Raw genomic sequence first — 17,298 nt, 5'->3', positions numbered from 1 at the left:
ATTAGGAAGGCATCCAAAAAAAATAGTGTTAGGATGCCTTCTCAAAGATATGTCTATAATTGAACAGTCATTGAAAGATTAAAGCGTGCACCGTTCGCTTTTATATAATCATTGTCTCTAGCTGCCCATTGCGACAATAAATTGTAGTAGTCATTGTTCAAAAGATTTTCAATACCTAGTCCTATTTTTGTGGATGGAGAAATTTGGTAACTAGAGGTGAGGTTCACCAAACCAAAGGCACTTACAGGTCCTTGGCCGTATGAATAATCTCCCGAGTCGTTGGCTTCAAAGTGGTCTCTCTTACCCGAATAGATGTAAGATACTCTGGCATTCAATTTTTTGTTGTAATTGTAGGATAGATAGGTAACCGTTTTTAATGGTGGAATGCGGTCACTGTTCATATAGGTATCAAAGTTACCATTGTCTTCTTCATCTAATTTACCTTCGGTATACGATACAGAACCCCCAAAAGTAAGGTCATCGGTCAACGGGGTGTCCAAAGCAAGCTCGAACCCGTATACGCGTTCGGGTTGACGCGCAATTTCGAATACGCCGCTTTCTAACTCTCGATAGGTCGCGCCGAATTTAGAGGTGCTTATAAAGTATGCTCCGCTGAAATGTGTTTTGCCCAAACGGCTGTTGAAACCGGCTTCATAATTGTTGGCGATAACGGCGTCGGAATTAATTTGCGCTACGGTATTCTCGGTGGCCGAACGAAGGGTTCTGCCTAAATCGGCAATAGAGAAACTTTGTGAAAAGCTGACAAATGGTTTAAAAACAGGCCATTTGTTGTATCGTAGGCCGACATTGAAGGTAGTGGCGTTATATTCAAGATTGCCTCCTTCAACGGCTACACCACCGCTACTAGGCTCGGTTTCGCCCGTATTGTACCTCGTAAGGGTAGTGTAATTGGGTATATCGATCCCTATGTTCTCGAAACGAATACCCGCCTTCAAAACAAAATTTCGATACAGCGATTTTAATTGCAGGTACGGGGCCAAATTGGTCATATCGGTTTCCGGAACCCAGGGCCTACCATCCATCAATTCTTGGGCCGTTACGTCGTTAAGAATATCGACACCATATAATACGTTACCTGAGAGGTCGCCCATTTGATATGGGGTGTTGAAATTAAAACGAGCTCCCATTTTAGTAGAGATTATCGATGATTGTCCGCCTTCAAAGCCCAAATCCGGATCATAAAAACTTACGGTGTAACCATAGACCGTTCTAAAATCTTGGGCGTATAAATTCAATTTGAAGTCAGTTTCTCCAAAAATATTCAAGAAATTATAGGTCAATTGTGCATTGTGGTTGTAGCGGTTGCCTTGATCGACACTGAGGTCTTCACCTATAACACCAATAGAAGGAATTTCACCATACGTGCCTACTTCGGCTATATAGTCTGAATTCTGTTTACTACTGAAGTAATTGTACATTAATTCTATTTGATGGTCGTCTGCGATATCATAATTCAACTTGCCAAAAAGGCTGTATTGGCTCGTTTCACCTATACCGTAATACGGTGATACCACCTCACCATTTGCATCACGGAAAACACCGGTCTGGCGAAAGGTACCGCTAACTACATAGCCTAAATCATCGATGTTGCCCGAAAATGTCTGGCCTACATTGGCCCCGACCGTTTTATCGATATTCTTTAATGCTCCGGTGCTTCCCAAGAAGGTGGTGCTTTCAAAAGATTTGGCCGCTTTGGTTTTTTTGGTGATATAGTTAACAATACCTCCGTCGGCACCATTTCCATAAATGGCGGTGGCTCCTTTAATGACCTCTATACGCTCTATAGCACTAGGATCAATGGTGTTGATATCTCTATTTCCATTTCTTAACGGGGTCGATTGCGGTATACCATCGATCAAGACCAACATTTTACGACCCCTTAAGGTCTGTCCGGTGTTACTGGTTTGATTGGTACTTAGTGAAATACCGGGTACTTCTAGAAGTACATCGGCGACATTGGTACTGGTCTGCCCTAAATTTTCTATTTGTTGGGGGGAGATGACGGAAACAGATGAAGGTACTTCATCTAGCGTTTCACGAACCCTGTTCGATGTGATTACCACTTCATCCAACGATTGCGTCGAAGAGTTCATGGTTATATTCAGTTCTAGCCGTTCATTCGCAGTAATTGAAATCTGTTGGGTAACCGTTTCATAGCCAACACCTGAAAATTGAATAGTGTAAGAGCCTGCTTTTAGGCCTGAAAGATTGTAATTTCCGTTTTCATCGGCTACGGCTCCCTTAGAAGTTCCTTTTAAAGCAATGGTTGCATATACGACTGGTAGTTGGTTTTCATCGGTTATATTTCCATTAATGGAGGCTTCTTGCGCATAAACCGATAGCATCCCCATAATGAATAGTAGGGAGAATAAATGTTTCATCCTGTATTTATTTAGACTTAATATAAACAGGTGCAAAAGTACTCTAAAATGCAGCTTTCGCAAGACATTCTTCTTGTAAAAGCAAAACGATTTTAGAACCGTTTGGTTCTCAGTAATTCACGGATGAAAAAAAATAGAAAGAAGTTGACTATTATGTCAATCTTGGAAGAATTGATGGGTTTTTATTCAAAAAATCAGTGAGACTTTCGTGGAAAAAAATCGGCACATGGCTGACTTATGTTATCCCTTTTTTAACAGGATGTGGGTCGCTTTTTCACCTTCAATCTTTTCTATATTATTGAAACCCAGTCGGGCCATATCAATACCGGCGAATAAATGTTCCCCATCACCAAGAAAAACAGGGGATACCGATAAATGCAATTCATCAATAAAACCGGCTTCTAAACATTGTCTTATCATCGAGATACCGCCGCCTATGCGTATGTCTTTTCCGTTGGCCGCTTTTCGGGCTTTTTCGATGGCGGAAGATAGACCGTCGGTTATGAAATAAAAGGTAGTACCGCCCTTCATCTTTATAGGCTCTCTTTCGTAGTGGGAAAGTACAAAAACGGGCACGTGGTACGAAGGTTCATCACCCCACCAACCTTTCCATTTTTCATCGGGCCAATCACCGCGAATGGGGCCGAACATATTACGCCCCATGACCCAGGCCCCGATATTTTCCATTGATTTTTCGGCGAAATCATTATCAATTCCTTCAGTTCCTCCCGGCTTGCCCATCATTTTATGGAACATTTTGGTAGGGTGCATCCAGGTGTGCAGCTCATGGCCCCTAATGCCCAAAGGGTTTTCTTGACTTTGTTTCGGCCCTGCACCAAAACCGTCCAATGAAATGGAAAATGCCAATACCTTGATTTTGCCCATAAGAGAGATTTATTTTAATCTATCTAAAGATACAATGTAGCTACCATTAAAAATTAGCTTTTTGACAGTAACTGCCCATATCAAAGGTGTTCATATGGCATGTGTGGTTTTTGATTTCAGCTAATTACTAACGATATCCTCGTAATAATCGTTAAAGTCAATCTGTAGTAGCCTTTCAATGTTATCGTTATCCTCATCTAGGGTAAAGGTGCCAAAAGCAAGTTGTTTTTGATAATCAAAAATACTTTTGTTGAGAATTTTGGTAAACCTGCTTTCTAGCTTTTTTAGGTTAGGGCGTTGAAGGTCTTTGTTTATTTGTGTGCCATTGTAAGCGATAAAAAATACAAAATTGGTCGTAGGATGTTGCTGCCAGATTTTCTTCCAATCAGGACTCTTCTCCTCGATAAAATGTTGGTACGGATTCACCTGAAGACCGTGGTATATCATGTTGCCTAGACCCATTCCGCCAAAACGCATGGCATTGATTTCTATAGGAACCAAATCATCTGAAAAACGAAACTCTGAATGCAAGGTCACGTTTTTTAATTGAAGTTCTTCGTTCAGTCTATTAAAGAAAGTAATGGCTTTTTCAAATATTGTTTCAAACACCGATTTACTGGTATAGTAAATCATATGTAGGTATTCAGTATGCTTGGGTATGGGGTGAAAATAGATATTTACGATATGGGGCCTGCCCTTGGAGTCGTAGAACATATCTACCGCATATTCGTCACCTTCAATATAATCTTCTACCATAAATTCACTTTGGGAAAGTACACTGTTGGAAAGTACGGCCGAATTTTTCTCGATTTCTGACTTTATCTCTTTCGATACCTTGCCGAGGTCGCTATGTTCGTCGATGGTTTTAACGGCCGTTCCGAAACACCCTTTGATAGGCTTAATAATCTTCTTTGAGGGTATTTTTAAGGTTTCGATATCATCAAAGGAAACTGGATAGTATTCAAAAGCAGGGTACATTTCTTTTAGCAAACTGCGAAACAGTTGCTTTTCTTTCATCGCCATGATTCCTTCTTTTTTAATCGGATCTTTTAGGGTTTTCAAGACCGTTTCTAAAGATGCTTCAGAGGTAATGCATACTTTTTCGGAACCATTAAAGTATTTCTGCAGTTTTAGGAATTCGTCTTCGTCTATGAGATTCATTCCCTCGGTGTTGGGAAGCGTTTCAATAGTGCCCGATTCTGCACTTTTCGGATAGACCAAATAAAGCTTTTTGTTCATTCTTCAAAATGGATTTTGGTTGGTTTTGACTATAACCATTATAGTTTGAAGGTGTATAAATGAATTAGAGATTAGGCAAAGAAGAGTTGTCAGGCACTAATTTAAAAATTTCATTGCTTTTAATCGTACTACCAAAGGGCAATCATCGGCACATTGATTGTCAGTACAACTACACAGCGAAATCGTACCCCTATTATCGGTTTTAAATCGGCGGTGGAATCCTTTCTATGAGCCTACCGTTGGCATTGAACTTTAATAATAGAAATTCCGTAGGCGGTTTATAGGGCCATGCCACTCAGATTTACCATATTTGAAACCCGTAGGAAAAAATGAAAATGAAGTTGAAGAAGATGAGCGGGCACGGGAGCGTTTGCATTTTTGCGAACGTTCTGCTCGCGTTAACGAAGGTACATTTATACCAACGGTCTCGGCAATGAACAGTTGCGTGGGTTAGCACGGACTTTTGCAAGTACACAGCGAGCTGAAAATTCCGCAGGAATTATTGTAAGTAAGCCTTTTCTAGCAATGAATTATACACATTGTTGTAGCACGTTTTTTGTCCGAATTCAGTTCGTAAATAGCTGACATTCTTTCAGTTGTTATTTTTTAACGGATAAAAACACTAATAACCATGTAAATTTACTGACAAAAAGGAATTGGTATTATTTTTGATATAAGGAAAGACATTATTGGGCTGGGAACACAGCTGATGGTCACGTTTTATTATCAATGCACTTCGGTGTATCACGCGCAGGAATTGGCTGACGTGTGAAGACGCATTCCAGAAAACCAAATGCAGGCGCAATCTGTAACAAGAAAGCGTAAGCCCTGTACAAGGTCAAGGGATGACTTGAGTTCTATTTGAGATGTTTGTAACATAGTTATAAGTATTAAAGATACGAATTTAATTCTAACGATGAGTGGCGCTACCTAGGTTTAAACGCTGTAAAGTAGCATAAGGATTGTACCATCATAAAGCAGGCCACGACCAGCCCTTTTTTTATTTTATGATTCCAGATTGGCTAAAATTTAAAAAGTATCCACACATAGGTAAACCACTAACCAAAAAAAAGGATAAAGGTTGGGTAATAGAATATGTCACAAATCCTGATAAAATCGCCAATCATAAATTCACACCTTTACTTCATAAGAAAATTTATCAGCGTAAGTATAGACCAAACAAGGAAGCTCCAAAAAATAAGTTCAAGAAAAGACAAAGGTCAGTACAAAAACCAAAAGAACGTCCAATATTTTACGCCTCACATCTTGATTCTATTGTTTATAGTTATTACAGTCATAATTTAACTGAAGCTTATGAGAATTATCTTGAAAATGAAGACTATGGCGTTAGCGCAGTAGCTTATCGAAAAATTCCTATTGTTGAAGGCAAGAAAGGTAATAAAAGTAACATCGAGTTCGCTTTTGAAACATTTAAGTTTATTGAAGAAAACAAGCATCGTAAGTTGTCGATGATAGTAGCTGATGTTACATCATTTTTTGACAATCTTGACCATAGAATTTTGCATAAACAATGGAAACGTGTTTTAAAATCTAATAGCTTGCCTGAAGACCATTATAATGTATATAAAAGCTTAATTTCAAAGAGGTATGTTAATGAATTAGATTTATTTAGTAAGTTCCAAAATAGACTTATAGTCGAACGTGGAATCGAAAATGATGATAAGAAAACGAAATTACGTTACAAAAGGGTCAAGCATATTTGGAATTTAAAAAGAGAAAGAGTTGTTACATATTGCTCAAAAGAAGATTTTTTCAGAGAAGCAACGAATTTGATAAGAGTTGAAAAAAGTTGTAGTCATCAACATAAAAGATGTCGAGAAAATTGTGATTTGAAAGGAATTCCTCAAGGAACTCCAATGAGTGCAACTCTTGCAAATATTTATATGCTTGATTTTGATGAGTTGGTATTTAACGAGACCCAACAAAAAAATGCTTACTACCAAAGATATAGCGATGATTTAATTATAGTTTGTGACCAAAAAAATGAAGATTATTTTAACAATTTAATTCGCAAATCCATTGAGGATTTAGCAAAGCTTGACATACAACCTGAAAAAACAAATATTTATCGATATGAAAATATTAAAGGCGAATTTGTCGGTGGAATTGTAAACGAAAAGAATGTAGTTGTTCCAAATAAACAACTTGAATATTTAGGTTTTCAATATGATGGCAAAAAAGTTAGAGTAAAAACTGTTGGCTTTTCAAAATTCTACAGAAGTATGAAAAGAGCTTTTCGAAGAGGTGTTCATTTCGCTACAAAACCAGAGAATAAAAGTCATAATCTTTTTGAGGAAAGACTTTATAAAAGGTTTAGTTATAAAGGTGCAAAAAGAAGATTGATATATAAACCAGACCCAAAATCAGAAACTGGATATTCAAAATCTAAAGAACAATATTGGGGTAACTACATAAGCTATTTAGAAAAAGCTAATCGTGTTATGAAACCTATCAATGGTGATGATACAATCAAAAATCAATATTCAAAATTTTGGCCAATGTTTGAAAAGGAAATGAAAAAGGCATATAAACAAATTGGCGAAAAAGTATCCAAAATGTAAATCTCAATCTTTATTGTTCGTAGTTTCTTGAAATGTGCTACAACGCCCATGATTAAAGCGAGCGGCGCTAAAACACGGTTTTATTTCGCCGCGGGAGCATTGAGTCGTTTGTTTTGACCTTTGTTGGCAGAAGTTCCGCGAGCGTGCCCCGTTTGTGCTCGTATGGGCTATGGACCTAAGATAGTGAAAAAGAGCAAGGGAGAAACGCAAAAGGCGTATGCATGGGCGTTGGCAGGGATGAGCGGGCACGGGAGCGTTTGCATTCTTACGAACGTGCTGCTCGCTTAATCGAGGGTATGTTGATACCAATGGTTTGACTATGATTCCTTTGCGATGAAAATCAATAGGATTTTCGGAGTAGGAATTGAGCCAAATTAAATATACTGTTTCTTGGTTTAGCCTTTAGCGAGCAATGGATTTGAGCCGTTGTTAGCTTTAGTACTTTTTTCTTTCATCTTCTCTTTCCCAAATCCAATATTCAACTGTGTAATTCCAATGAGTATCATTTTTAAATATTCTATTATCGATTTGGGTCAGAGTATTTTTTAATTTTATTAAATCCTCGTCTGAAAATTCGGTTGGATAGTAAGACTCTGGTTTTATTTTTTTCAGATTATCTTGAAATTCAATTATTTCAATTGCGCAACGAGCGAACTTCTCAATATCGGCGTTTATGTATATTTCCTTAAATCCGTCGTCGTGATTTAGATACACAATTTCTCCATTCTCAGTGTTAATCACAACTGGGTCGCCAGAACCATTAAATCCGATATTTACGAACTTGTCAAATTCTGCATCTCCAATTTCCCAAGTTTCGTTTACAGTTTCCAAATCCTCCGTCAGATAATCGAAACTTAATTCTAGGACACCATTGGGCAATCCAATATCAAATAAAAATTCGGTTGATTTTGAGTCTAATTTAAATTTGTCTCTAGAACTAGAAAGAGCTGTAAGTAATTCTAGCTTATTCCATTTATTTAAAAAACTCACATCTGGCATTATATTAAAGCTATCTGTTTAACCATAAGCAGTTGGGTCCCGCAGGGCACTATTGCTTATAGGTTTTGTTGTGTGTTATTTTTTTATTTTATATTCAAATTCAAGAACTTTCAAATTCCACAAGGTTAAAGTTTGTAAGGCTGTAATTCTATCATTTTCACTACTTACGACCAATTTGTCTTTGAAGGATTTGATAAATTTACTCCATAATTGTCCTTTAGAATCCTTAAGCAAAAAGTAAAATCCACTATCTCCGATTCTTTGTCCAGAAGAATCTAAAATGAGTTCTCCATTTTTGCCTACACTAGGAGTTAAAATTACCGTAGCATTTCCATTTGGTAAAGGAAATATAGCTTTGATGCAAATCTGTGTATTCGGTAAAGAGCATGTCTCATAAACTCCTGAGTATACAATTTGACCTGTCGATTTAAATGTTCTTAACCAAATTGTCCTTTTAATTTCGTCTGATTCTGAATCGACTAATTTTATTATTTCATTGGTTAGTCCTGAGCCATCTTCTAAGTTTCTAATAGGGACATTAAGTTGCTCAATTCTCCTACTGAAAACACATTTTACTAGAGTTCCGAAAATTTTGAAAAATGGGTTCCATTTTGCCTTTAGGAGCAGATTATAGTTTGATGTGTTTTCATAGAAGTCAATTACGTTTGGAGACAGTTTTTTGAGTTCAGTTTCTGGCAGTCCGAGATTTAGAATTGAATCAAGTAGTCCTTGATTTTTTCTTTGTCTATCAATTACTAAACTCTCATCTTTAGCTAACTGCTCAACGAATTTTATCCCGATTCCTTTTGTTCCTCCAAATGGGCCTAAAAGCCATTGGTGTTTTTTATGGTCAATTCTTTGTCCAAACAGTATAACCCATTGTTGAGTAATCCAATCCTGAATGCTTTGATTTTTCCTAGCTATTCCCATCTCCACAAACAAGGTTTATTTTTTTGGAATAAAATTCGATTGACCTTTCCATTGTCCAAACTCCGCTAAAGGCTTAAATCGAAGTGTGGTAAACTCAAAATGAAAGTCTTTTCTTTCCCTTTCCTGCATTGCGCTAGAATGCCTTTTCGGTTTTTCCACTTTACTATGACCATGCACCATATCGGTCATTTCTTTTTCAGATTTCCAAATTGAAAAGGTCGAGACTGTGTTAGGGAACTTAACTGAGGCTAACGAGAGGGTTGTTCCTGGGTGGTCTCTAACAAGCTTCTCAACGGGTCTGCCCCAATGTATAAATCTAGGAACTGCCGAAGGTTTCATTCTTGCAATGGTAACGGCAACAACAGGAGAATTTGGACTTTCTAATTGGTCTTTATCAATTGGTATTTTAAATCCGCTAAACTTTCCCCATTCTCTGATAAAAGATAAACGCACATGCCAACCTCTTGCTAAAGTTTTTCCAAAACTGTCCTGTTCCAAATAGTTTTCAAGCGCATTTTCATTTTCCCATTGCATAAAAACAACTACTTGTCCTACCAAAACTCGTGAAGTCGAGAATATTGGAGACCCTAAGGTCATTGCGGTCATATACTCGGAATGGACAAGTCCTTTAGTGTCTTTGGAAATTGGACTTGAGAATATTCTCCTTACTGCTTCAAAAAATGGAAGTCTGATTAAATGATAAGAGAATATGCTCACTTTGTCTTTGATTGAAATGCTAGTTCTTTAAGTTTATTCAAATTACACACAACGCCCATGGTTAAAGCGAGCGGCGCTAAAACACGGTTTTATGACGCCGCGGGAGCTTTGAGCCGTTCGTTTTGACCTTTGTTGGCAGGAGTTCCGCGAGCGTGCCCTGTCTGCGCTCGTATGGGCTGTGGACCTAAGATAGTGAAAAAGTGCAAGGGAGAAACGCAAAAGGCGTATGCATGGGCGTTGGCAGGTATGAGAGGGCACGGGAGCGTTTGCATTCTTGCGAACGTGCTGCACGCGTTATCGAAGGTACATTTCTGCCAACGGTAAGGTTATGATTTCGTTGCGAGTAAAATCCGCAGGATTTTCCGAGTAGGAATCATAGGTTGTTAAAAGTTGGAAATTTTCAATTAACTAAAAACAAGCAATGGATTATAGCCAGTGTTGTAATGGGCTATTTTATTCCGTTAATATATTTTTTTAATTGTTCAAATAGTTTCTTTTCCTGCATTCTAAAAATAAACCAAAACCATAAAAGCGATACAGGAAGTAATAAATAAATCCAAATTGGAAAATTTTCGCCAGCCATATAGCCACAAAAGAAGATAAACACGAAAACGAATAGAGCAAAATATAATTCAATCCGCATTTTTGTTTTCAGTTCAATTCGAGTATTACCATTTACAGTTTCAATCAATTTTCCATAGCCCTTAATTCCATCAGTTGCTCCAGGAAATCCGTCAACTATTAAAGTTCCAAGTGAAAATTTTGACAGAAATTTAAAATTATTTTCGCCAATCCATTCCAACTCAAAATTACGCTCTCTTTTCAACCTTATCTTTTCTTTCAGTTCAGATATAGTTCCGTTGAATTCAATCGAGTCCTTTAATAGGATTTGGTTTATCAATTCCAGGTTGGTTTTAATGCATTACAACGCCCATGGTTAAAGCGCGCGGCGCTAAAACAAAGTTTTATGTCGCCGCGGGAACTTTGAGCCGTTCGTTTTGACCTTTGTTGGCAGGGAGTTCCGCGAGCGTGCCCTGTTTGTGCTCGTATGGGTTATGGACCTAAGATAGTGAAAAAGTGCAAGGGAGAAACGCAAAAGGCGTATGTATGGGCGTTGGCAGGGATGAGCGGGCACGGGAGCATTTGCAGTCTTGCGAACGTGCTGCACGCGTTACCGAAGGTACATTTCTGCCAACGTTCTAGTGTATGATTTCGTTAGGATAAAAGGGTCATGAATTTTCAGGTTTGTAAACAGTTTGTGGCTGCCGATATAGCCCAACGACCAATTCTCTGCAATGAGTTATGTCCATTGTTACCCATTGGCTTTTTTATTTAAAATTCTTGTCATTCCAAAAATTAGTATTACTCCAGTTATGATAAACGAAACTATTATCGAATATTTATTTATACCATCAAAGTTTTTTATAAATACAGGTGTTAGGAAATACGTTGTCAGATTATAACTTAAATGAGCTGAGATACTCAAGTAAATGTTATTTGTCTTGAGATAGATGTATGCGAATATTCCACCTGCAATAGAGGCGTTTAAAATTCCAGTATCTGAATAAATATGTACCAATCCAAAAATCAATGCGGAAATCCAAATCGCCTTTTTAAATCCTAACGAATTATTAATCTTCTGGGCTAAAATCCTACGAAAGAGAATTTCTTCAAAGATTGAAATTGAAATTACGATGATTAAAATTCGATTAAATTCAGCAGATTTTGTAAATCTTGACATTTCAATTCCAGCTAATTTAGTTGCAAGGACTGGAATAAAATTACCTAAACATAGAAGTCCTAAAGTTCCGGTTATTACTCCAAAAATGTGGTCTACCATGAATGATGAAGATTGTTTTTTAGGGAGCTTTCCTTTATTCGGTGCAACTAAGAGTAGTCCGGATACGAGCATTATTCCTAAATGACCTAAGTGAGCCAACAAAAAGTCTTTTATTTCAGATGTGAAATAGAAACCTAACAATAGGACTGAAGTAAAAAGAAATAAAATCAGGTAAAAGTTTTTTGTCATTCTTTTTATTGGAGGTCGATTTTTCAGCTTGCCACTAACGCCCATGGTTAAAGTGAGCGGCGCTAAAACATGGTTTTATGTCGCCGCGGGAGCTTTGAGCCATTCGTTTTGACCTTTGTTGATAGGAGTTCCGCGAGCGTGTCCTGTCTCTGCTCGTATGGGTTATGGACCTAAGATAGTGAAAAAGTGCAAGGGAGAAACGCAAAAGGCGTATGCATGGGCGTTGGCAGGGATGAGCGGGCACGGGAGCGTTTGCATTCTTGCGAACGTGCTGCTCGCGTTACCGAAGGTACATTTCTGCCAACGGTCTCGTATAACCGTCAGTTACGGGTTAAAGTACGCAAATTTTTCGGTTTAGCACAGACGTTAGCAATTCCGAGTGGATTCGGACGTAGTCGAATCCGCCGACCAAGCGCAGCGACCGATGAACTCCTTAAAAAATAAAAATTCGTGAATAAATTGCGGTTATACATTGTTATGTGCAGATTTTCTATCTCTATTGTAATAGTGGAACATTTTTATAAACTGATTCAGTCTTAGAACACTTTCAAAAATATTCAAACTTTTCAATAAAAATTCACTATAGCTAATTTGATATTCTTCATTAGGTCTTTTTGTAATTGGATAATAAGAAATGATTTGTGACTTGCTATCAAGTTTTGCTTTAAAGTGATTAATTCCATTTCTTAATTTTGAATCAAATCTATTCTCAAATATTTCTAATACTTCTCCAGTGGAATATTGGTTAAATATTTCCATTTTACTACCATTACTAAGATTTTCAAAATCATCTGGATTGTTTACATTTCTTGGTATTCCTGAGGGCATATTTGTTATATCTCCTCTCTCTACATAGTTCATAAATTTTATTGGAATTACGCTATATCTTCCTAAAAACTCAAAGCAATCTGTGTAAAATGATTTCAATTTGGTGAAATTAATTATAGAAATATTTTTTTCTTTAAAATCAATGTCTTGGAAAGTATATACGAAATTAAACCTCAAATCAATAAACTCATTAATTAGTGACGAGCATTCGTGATTGAAGTTTTGTAAAAAAGAATCATTAGTGTAATAATCTGCGACCTCATTTAATTGTAGATTTTTAAAGGCACTTTCTTTAAATAGTGTGTCAAATAAATATTGTATAAAATCTGAATGTTTATCGTAATCAATCCAAGGGAATAAAAAATGGTTTAAAATAAAGAAATATGCATTCACAAAACCCAAGTCAGTTTGGAAATCAAACTCCTTTCCTTGAAGTAAAACGCATTCTTTCTTTAATCGATTACTTATTGTTTCAATGTTTTTCTTATTAAAGATTTGGTATGCAGTAACTAAGTCTTTAAGTTCATTCCATTTATCATTATCATATAAAGTTCGAATATTATCTCTTTGCCCTGATTCAATAACATTTTTAGGGTCACGTACTGTAGCCATAAATTTATTATGAGGTTCTGTACCTGCTTTTTTAACAGGTAACTTGTCGGAATATTCTAAAAAGAAATCTCCTGATTCGAAATCTCCCTCAGCTTGTTCTCCACGTAAAACTTTGAAATCCAAAGATTCTAAAAAATTCTGATGAAATCCTTGAAAACTTGCATTAGGAACGTCCATTGTATAGCTCTGAAATTTCTCATAATCAATGTCCAATCTAGCTTCAAGAGCTGTTTGACAATCAGAATTAGGACAATTAAATTTTATATCTTGTTTTTCTCTTGATAGTAGATGTAATCTAAGATTAGTTACTTTTTTACAATTATGACATTTTAAATGATATCTAATCCACATAGTTTTTTTTCAATTTGCACATAACGCCCATGGTTAAAGCGAGCGGCGCTAAAACAAAGTTTTATGTCGCCGCGGGAGCTTTGAGCCGTTCGTTTTGACCTTTGTTGGCAGGAGTTCCGCGAGCGTGCCCTGTTCGCGCTCGTATGGGCTATGGACCTAAGATAGTGAAAAAGTGCAAGGGAGAAACGCAAAAGGCGTATGCATGGGCGTTGGCAGGGATGAGCGGGCACGGGAGCGTTTGCATTCTTGCGAACGTGCTGCACGCGTTACCGAAGGTACATTTCTGCCAACGGTTCGTGTATAATTAGTTGCATACATTTCCACCGGAAACTGTCCGCCTGAAGTAAATATAATTGATTGCAGGAATTTCCAGTTGGAAATTCCGCCCACAATTAATTATACACAATGTTAGCAAACGTATTTATTTTCCAATTTCTTCTCTATTCCTTATTATGTTGAAGCTGTCACAATTCTTCATTTTTTCTTTTAAGTCTTTTTTGTCGTGATACATTTTGAATTTATCGGGAACTAATTCATTAATCATTTCAAAAACAGGACTTAATTCCGGATGATAGTAGTTATTCAATTGAACGAATTTTATAACAGAATCCTTTTTAAGTCCGACCATTTTTACATCCCCATCCGAAACACAGTTGTTCATGTAAATATCATTTAGGCTGTCCAATTTTATAGATGAAATCCTTCTTATTTTTGATTTTGGCAAGTCAGAGGTCGAGAATAGAAGACTATCACTTTCCCCCTCCAATTCCCCTCTGAATGTAATTGTTAATTCCCTTTCTGTCAATTTGTAAGCCATTGAATAAGCACTTGCATAATTATAGTCGTTTACTGAAAATTCAAATGGCCTAATCGGTTCGCTTTTACAGGAAAATAAAAGGGATATTGAGAGCGAAATTAATATTCCGATTGATTTTGGCATATGTTTGCTAACGCCCATGGTTAAAGCGAGCGGCGCTAAAACAAAGTTTTATGTCGCCGCGGGAGCTTTGAGCCGTTCGTTTTGACCTTTGTTGGCAGGAGTTCCGCGAGCGTGCCCTGTTCGCGCTCGTATGGGCTGTGGACCTAAGATAGTGAAAAAGTGCAAGGGAGAAACGCAAAAGGCGTATGCATGGGCGTTGGCAGGGATGAGCGGGCACGGGAGCGTTTGCATTCTTGCGAACGTGCTGCACGCGTTACCGAAGGTACATTTCTGCCAACGTCTCGGTTATGAGTAGTTGCGTGGTTTAGCGATTAACTTTGCAAGTACGCACAAAACTGAAAATCCGCGAGGATTTTCGGAAGTAGCGAGAACAAGCAATTACTTATAGCCATTGTTGGCAACTGGCTTTTTTTATTAATAATCTTGTACTAAGACTTCAGTTGGAATGTGAAGAGTTGAATTTAATTTTCTTATCATTCCTAAAGTTAGTTTACGTTTTTTACTTAAAATTTCGCTTACTCTACTTTTAAATCCAACAACTTCGGCTAAATCCTTTTGTTTCATTCCCATTTGTTCCATTCGGAATTTGATTGCCTCAATTGGGTCAGGCATTCCAATTGGAGAGTTCTCATTTTCATATCTGTCAATTAAGATTGAAAGAATTTCTAATTCATCTCCCTCGTCAGTTCCTTTTTTTGCGTCAAAAATGTCCTCAAGTCTGTCGAGTGCCTTTTGATAGTCTTTTTCGTTTCTAATTGGTGTTATTTTCATAATCAGATATTATTTGCGTCTATTTTATCATATTCTGCGTGAGTTCCGATGAATCTTATCCAGCATATTTGAAATTCAAAGTTGAATTTTACAATTAATCGGTAGTTGTTGCCTTTAATATTGTAAACAATTCGATTGTCTTTTAAAATACTTGCACTCGGATAATCGTTTTTTAATTCATTTATATTTTTCCATTCGGATTTTTCAGTTTCTCTAAACCAAGACTTTAATTGTTCTTCACAGTCAGCGTGTTTCTCCCAAAAGTCTCGTAAAGTTCGTTTCGCTATTACTCTCACATTATACTTGTTTGTCGCAAATATAATAAAAAAGTTACCAAATTGGTAATAATGTTTGTTTTTTCAGCTTGTTGCCAACGTGCTGCACGCGTTACCGAAGGTACATTTCTGCCAACGTCTCGGCTATGAGTAGCTGCGTGGGTTAACACTTAACTTTGCAAGTACACACCAAACTGAAAATCCGCGAGGATTTTCAGGAGTAGGCGAGAACAAGCAATTACTTATAGCCATTGTTGTGTGTAGCCTTTTATTTAACTTTTTTAAATTCCACTTCAACATCTCCTTTACCCAATGCTTTCATAAGTCCATTTGGGTTTTGAATTTTTCCAATTTTCGAGTAGCGATAAGAAGTTTTAAAATCTTTGTAAAAGAGAACAATAGTATTTGATTGCCATAACATTAAATCTCCCGATTCAATCGAATTTACGTCTATGGTTTCTGTCGATAGGTTCTTTGAAATATTGAAATACTTTTCATTACTGTTCAGGTCTTTCATTTTTAAGGTTAACGGTAACATTTCTAAAAATTCTCTAGCAGGCTCATTGTTTGCTAAAGTTGTTTTATAGTTTGTGTCGCCAACTATTATTGAAATCTCTGTAGATTGGTTTGTGTTCATTTTTTCATCTTCAATAGTTGTTTTTTCCATATTTCCACTTTTTGAAGAAATATTAGTGCAACTTAAAATTGCTAGTATAATTATTAAAAGTCTCACGTCTAATCTATTTGCTTGATTACTTTCGCTGGTATGCCACCAACAATTGTGTTATTAGGCACGTCTTGATGAACAACCGCACCTGCAGCTACAACTGAATTTTCTCCAATTGTAACGCCTGGAAAAATTGTCGCATTTACTCCAATCCAAGCATTTTGTTTTATGTGAATATGTCCAACAGTTAATGTCTTTCTGTTAATTACTGAAATTGGATGACTCTCAGAAGTCAAATTTACTCTAGGGGCAATCATTACATTGTCATCTATGGTTATGCCACCCAAATCTAAAAAAGAACAAGCGTGGTTTATGAATATGTTTTTGCCAAGTTTTATATTCTTTCCGTAATTGGTGAAAAATGGTGTAAATACTGTCGTGCTTTCATCAATTCTTTGGTCAATAATTTGGCTCAATAATTTTCGGATTTCTTTATCATCCACCTCATTATTGAGCTTAACAAGCAGTTTTTTTGTTTCGTTAACAGCAGTTCCGATTTGAGAATAGTCTGGGTCATTGAATGGAACAGATTCACCACTTATTAATCTCTCGAATATATTTTTTTCTGAATTATTCATTCATTTACTCGGTTTGTTTTTCAAGGTTACACATAACGCCCATGGTTAAAGCGAGCGGCGCTAAAACAAAGTTTTATGTCGCCGCGGGAGCTTTGAGCCGTTCGTTTTGACCTTTGTTGGCAGGAGTTCCGCGAGCGTGCCCTGTCTGTGCTCCTATGGACTGTGGACCTAAGATAATGAAAAAGTGCAAGGGAGAAACGCAAAAGGCGTATGCATGGGCGTTGGCAGGGATGAGCGGGCACGGGAGCGTTTGCATTCTTGCGAACGTGCTGCACGCGTTACCGAAGGTACATTTCTGCCAACGGTCTCGGCTCGTATGTTTAGGGGCAAATAATCAATTATTGATAAATATAGTAGTTTCCCAATTATTAATAAGAGCTAGAATAGAAGGGACAGAGAGGTCTCGGCTAGATACATCCAATGATATCGTTTC

The 17,298-nt window shown here is 37.2% G+C and carries 18 protein-coding genes; 3 read left to right on the top strand and 15 right to left on the bottom strand.

Annotated elements, in window-relative coordinates:
* Positions 1 to 53: 53 nt before the first annotated feature.
* The 3 genes from IL356_RS17430 to IL356_RS17420 all read right to left on the bottom strand — a co-directional run bounded on the left by IL356_RS17430 (position 54) and on the right by IL356_RS17420 (position 4,526).
* Positions 54 to 2,402, bottom strand: a complete 2,349-nt coding sequence (locus IL356_RS17430; RefSeq protein ID WP_121849382.1) for a TonB-dependent receptor — start codon at positions 2,400 to 2,402, stop codon at positions 54 to 56.
* A gap of 240 nt (positions 2,403 to 2,642) precedes the next feature.
* Positions 2,643 to 3,287: a dihydrofolate reductase family protein gene (locus IL356_RS17425; protein WP_121849381.1), complete on the bottom strand. Its 645-nt coding sequence runs from the start codon at positions 3,285 to 3,287 to the stop codon at positions 2,643 to 2,645.
* Positions 3,288 to 3,407: 120 nt separating this feature from the next.
* On the bottom strand, positions 3,408 to 4,526 hold the full coding sequence (locus IL356_RS17420) for an ATP-grasp domain-containing protein (protein WP_121849380.1): 1,119 nt from the start codon (positions 4,524 to 4,526) through the stop codon (positions 3,408 to 3,410).
* A gap of 310 nt (positions 4,527 to 4,836) precedes the next feature.
* Between IL356_RS17420 and IL356_RS17415 the strand changes: the two genes are divergently transcribed.
* Positions 4,837 to 4,980 carry a hypothetical protein gene (locus IL356_RS17415; protein ID WP_162987909.1) on the top strand — a complete coding sequence of 48 codons (144 nt, stop codon included), beginning with the start codon at positions 4,837 to 4,839 and terminating at the stop codon, positions 4,978 to 4,980.
* A 553-nt stretch (positions 4,981 to 5,533) separates the two neighbouring features.
* Entirely contained in the window at positions 5,534 to 7,108 is a 1,575-nt protein-coding gene (locus IL356_RS17410) for a reverse transcriptase domain-containing protein (RefSeq protein ID WP_121849379.1), read from the top strand.
* 435 nt (positions 7,109 to 7,543) lie between these two features.
* On the opposite strand, the gene IL356_RS17405 is transcribed toward IL356_RS17410, so the two are convergent.
* The 5 genes from IL356_RS17405 to IL356_RS17385 form a co-directional block, all read right to left on the bottom strand.
* Positions 7,544 to 8,107, bottom strand: a complete 564-nt coding sequence (locus IL356_RS17405) for an SUKH-4 family immunity protein (protein ID WP_121849378.1) — start codon at positions 8,105 to 8,107, stop codon at positions 7,544 to 7,546.
* A gap of 75 nt (positions 8,108 to 8,182) precedes the next feature.
* Positions 8,183 to 9,037, bottom strand: coding sequence for a hypothetical protein (locus IL356_RS17400; protein WP_121849377.1), 855 nt, complete (start codon positions 9,035 to 9,037; stop codon positions 8,183 to 8,185).
* Positions 9,038 to 9,052: 15 nt separating this feature from the next.
* Positions 9,053 to 9,754, bottom strand: coding sequence for a hypothetical protein (locus IL356_RS17395; protein WP_121849376.1), 702 nt, complete (start codon positions 9,752 to 9,754; stop codon positions 9,053 to 9,055).
* Between the two features lie 89 nt (positions 9,755 to 9,843).
* A complete protein-coding gene (locus tag IL356_RS17390) occupies positions 9,844 to 10,026 on the bottom strand; it encodes a hypothetical protein (RefSeq protein WP_192466572.1) in 183 nt (60 codons plus the stop codon).
* A gap of 176 nt (positions 10,027 to 10,202) precedes the next feature.
* Positions 10,203 to 10,655: a hypothetical protein gene (locus IL356_RS17385; RefSeq protein ID WP_121849375.1), complete on the bottom strand. Its 453-nt coding sequence runs from the start codon at positions 10,653 to 10,655 to the stop codon at positions 10,203 to 10,205.
* Between the two features lie 176 nt (positions 10,656 to 10,831).
* On the opposite strand from IL356_RS17385, the gene IL356_RS20260 reads away from it, so the two are divergent.
* Positions 10,832 to 10,957 carry a hypothetical protein gene (locus tag IL356_RS20260; protein WP_262688122.1) on the top strand — a complete coding sequence of 42 codons (126 nt, stop codon included), beginning with the start codon at positions 10,832 to 10,834 and terminating at the stop codon, positions 10,955 to 10,957.
* A gap of 109 nt (positions 10,958 to 11,066) precedes the next feature.
* Here IL356_RS20260 and IL356_RS17380 read toward each other — a convergent pair whose 3' ends face one another.
* The 7 genes from IL356_RS17380 to IL356_RS17350 all read right to left on the bottom strand — a co-directional run bounded on the left by IL356_RS17380 (position 11,067) and on the right by IL356_RS17350 (position 16,865).
* Entirely contained in the window at positions 11,067 to 11,828 is a 762-nt protein-coding gene (locus IL356_RS17380; protein ID WP_121849374.1) for a CPBP family intramembrane glutamic endopeptidase, read from the bottom strand.
* Between the two features lie 420 nt (positions 11,829 to 12,248).
* Complete coding sequence (locus IL356_RS17375) at positions 12,249 to 13,574, bottom strand: hypothetical protein (RefSeq protein ID WP_162987908.1); 1,326 nt, start codon at positions 13,572 to 13,574, stop codon at positions 12,249 to 12,251.
* A gap of 421 nt (positions 13,575 to 13,995) precedes the next feature.
* Positions 13,996 to 14,514, bottom strand: coding sequence for a hypothetical protein (locus tag IL356_RS17370; protein WP_162987907.1), 519 nt, complete (start codon positions 14,512 to 14,514; stop codon positions 13,996 to 13,998).
* Between the two features lie 414 nt (positions 14,515 to 14,928).
* Positions 14,929 to 15,285, bottom strand: coding sequence for a helix-turn-helix domain-containing protein (locus IL356_RS17365; protein WP_121849370.1), 357 nt, complete (start codon positions 15,283 to 15,285; stop codon positions 14,929 to 14,931).
* Between the two features lie 2 nt (positions 15,286 to 15,287).
* On the bottom strand, positions 15,288 to 15,581 hold the full coding sequence (locus IL356_RS17360) for a type II toxin-antitoxin system HigB family toxin (RefSeq protein ID WP_121849369.1): 294 nt from the start codon (positions 15,579 to 15,581) through the stop codon (positions 15,288 to 15,290).
* Positions 15,582 to 15,828: 247 nt separating this feature from the next.
* Entirely contained in the window at positions 15,829 to 16,227 is a 399-nt protein-coding gene (locus IL356_RS17355) for a cyclophilin-like fold protein (protein ID WP_121849368.1), read from the bottom strand.
* A 68-nt stretch (positions 16,228 to 16,295) separates the two neighbouring features.
* Positions 16,296 to 16,865, bottom strand: coding sequence for a DapH/DapD/GlmU-related protein (locus IL356_RS17350; protein WP_121849367.1), 570 nt, complete (start codon positions 16,863 to 16,865; stop codon positions 16,296 to 16,298).
* Positions 16,866 to 17,298: the final 433 nt, after the last annotated feature.

This window comes from Euzebyella marina (genome assembly GCF_014855515.1).
Taxonomy (GTDB): domain Bacteria; phylum Bacteroidota; class Bacteroidia; order Flavobacteriales; family Flavobacteriaceae; genus Euzebyella; species Euzebyella marina.
This window is presented reverse-complemented; position numbering and strand designations above follow the sequence as displayed.

Excerpts from the sequence above, each read along its gene's own strand:
- IL356_RS17425 (WP_121849381.1), bottom strand. The coding sequence starts at position 3,287 with ATGGGCAAAATCAAGGTATTGGCATTTTCCATTTCATTGGACGGTTTT.
- IL356_RS17405 (WP_121849378.1), bottom strand. The coding sequence starts at position 8,107 with ATGCCAGATGTGAGTTTTTTAAATAAATGGAATAAGCTAGAATTACTT.
- IL356_RS17420 (WP_121849380.1), bottom strand. The coding sequence starts at position 4,526 with ATGAACAAAAAGCTTTATTTGGTCTATCCGAAAAGTGCAGAATCGGGC.
- IL356_RS17375 (WP_162987908.1), bottom strand. The coding sequence starts at position 13,574 with ATGTGGATTAGATATCATTTAAAATGTCATAATTGTAAAAAAGTAACT.
- IL356_RS17355 (WP_121849368.1), bottom strand. The coding sequence starts at position 16,227 with ATGGAAAAAACAACTATTGAAGATGAAAAAATGAACACAAACCAATCT.
- IL356_RS17370 (WP_162987907.1), bottom strand. The coding sequence starts at position 14,514 with ATGCCAAAATCAATCGGAATATTAATTTCGCTCTCAATATCCCTTTTA.
- IL356_RS17430 (WP_121849382.1), bottom strand. The coding sequence starts at position 2,402 with ATGAAACATTTATTCTCCCTACTATTCATTATGGGGATGCTATCGGTT.
- IL356_RS17365 (WP_121849370.1), bottom strand. The coding sequence starts at position 15,285 with ATGAAAATAACACCAATTAGAAACGAAAAAGACTATCAAAAGGCACTC.
- IL356_RS17400 (WP_121849377.1), bottom strand. The coding sequence starts at position 9,037 with ATGGGAATAGCTAGGAAAAATCAAAGCATTCAGGATTGGATTACTCAA.
- IL356_RS17390 (WP_192466572.1), bottom strand. The coding sequence starts at position 10,026 with ATGCAAACGCTCCCGTGCCCTCTCATACCTGCCAACGCCCATGCATAC.
- IL356_RS17380 (WP_121849374.1), bottom strand. The coding sequence starts at position 11,828 with ATGGGCGTTAGTGGCAAGCTGAAAAATCGACCTCCAATAAAAAGAATG.
- IL356_RS17350 (WP_121849367.1), bottom strand. The coding sequence starts at position 16,865 with ATGAATAATTCAGAAAAAAATATATTCGAGAGATTAATAAGTGGTGAA.
- IL356_RS17410 (WP_121849379.1), top strand. The coding sequence starts at position 5,534 with ATGATTCCAGATTGGCTAAAATTTAAAAAGTATCCACACATAGGTAAA.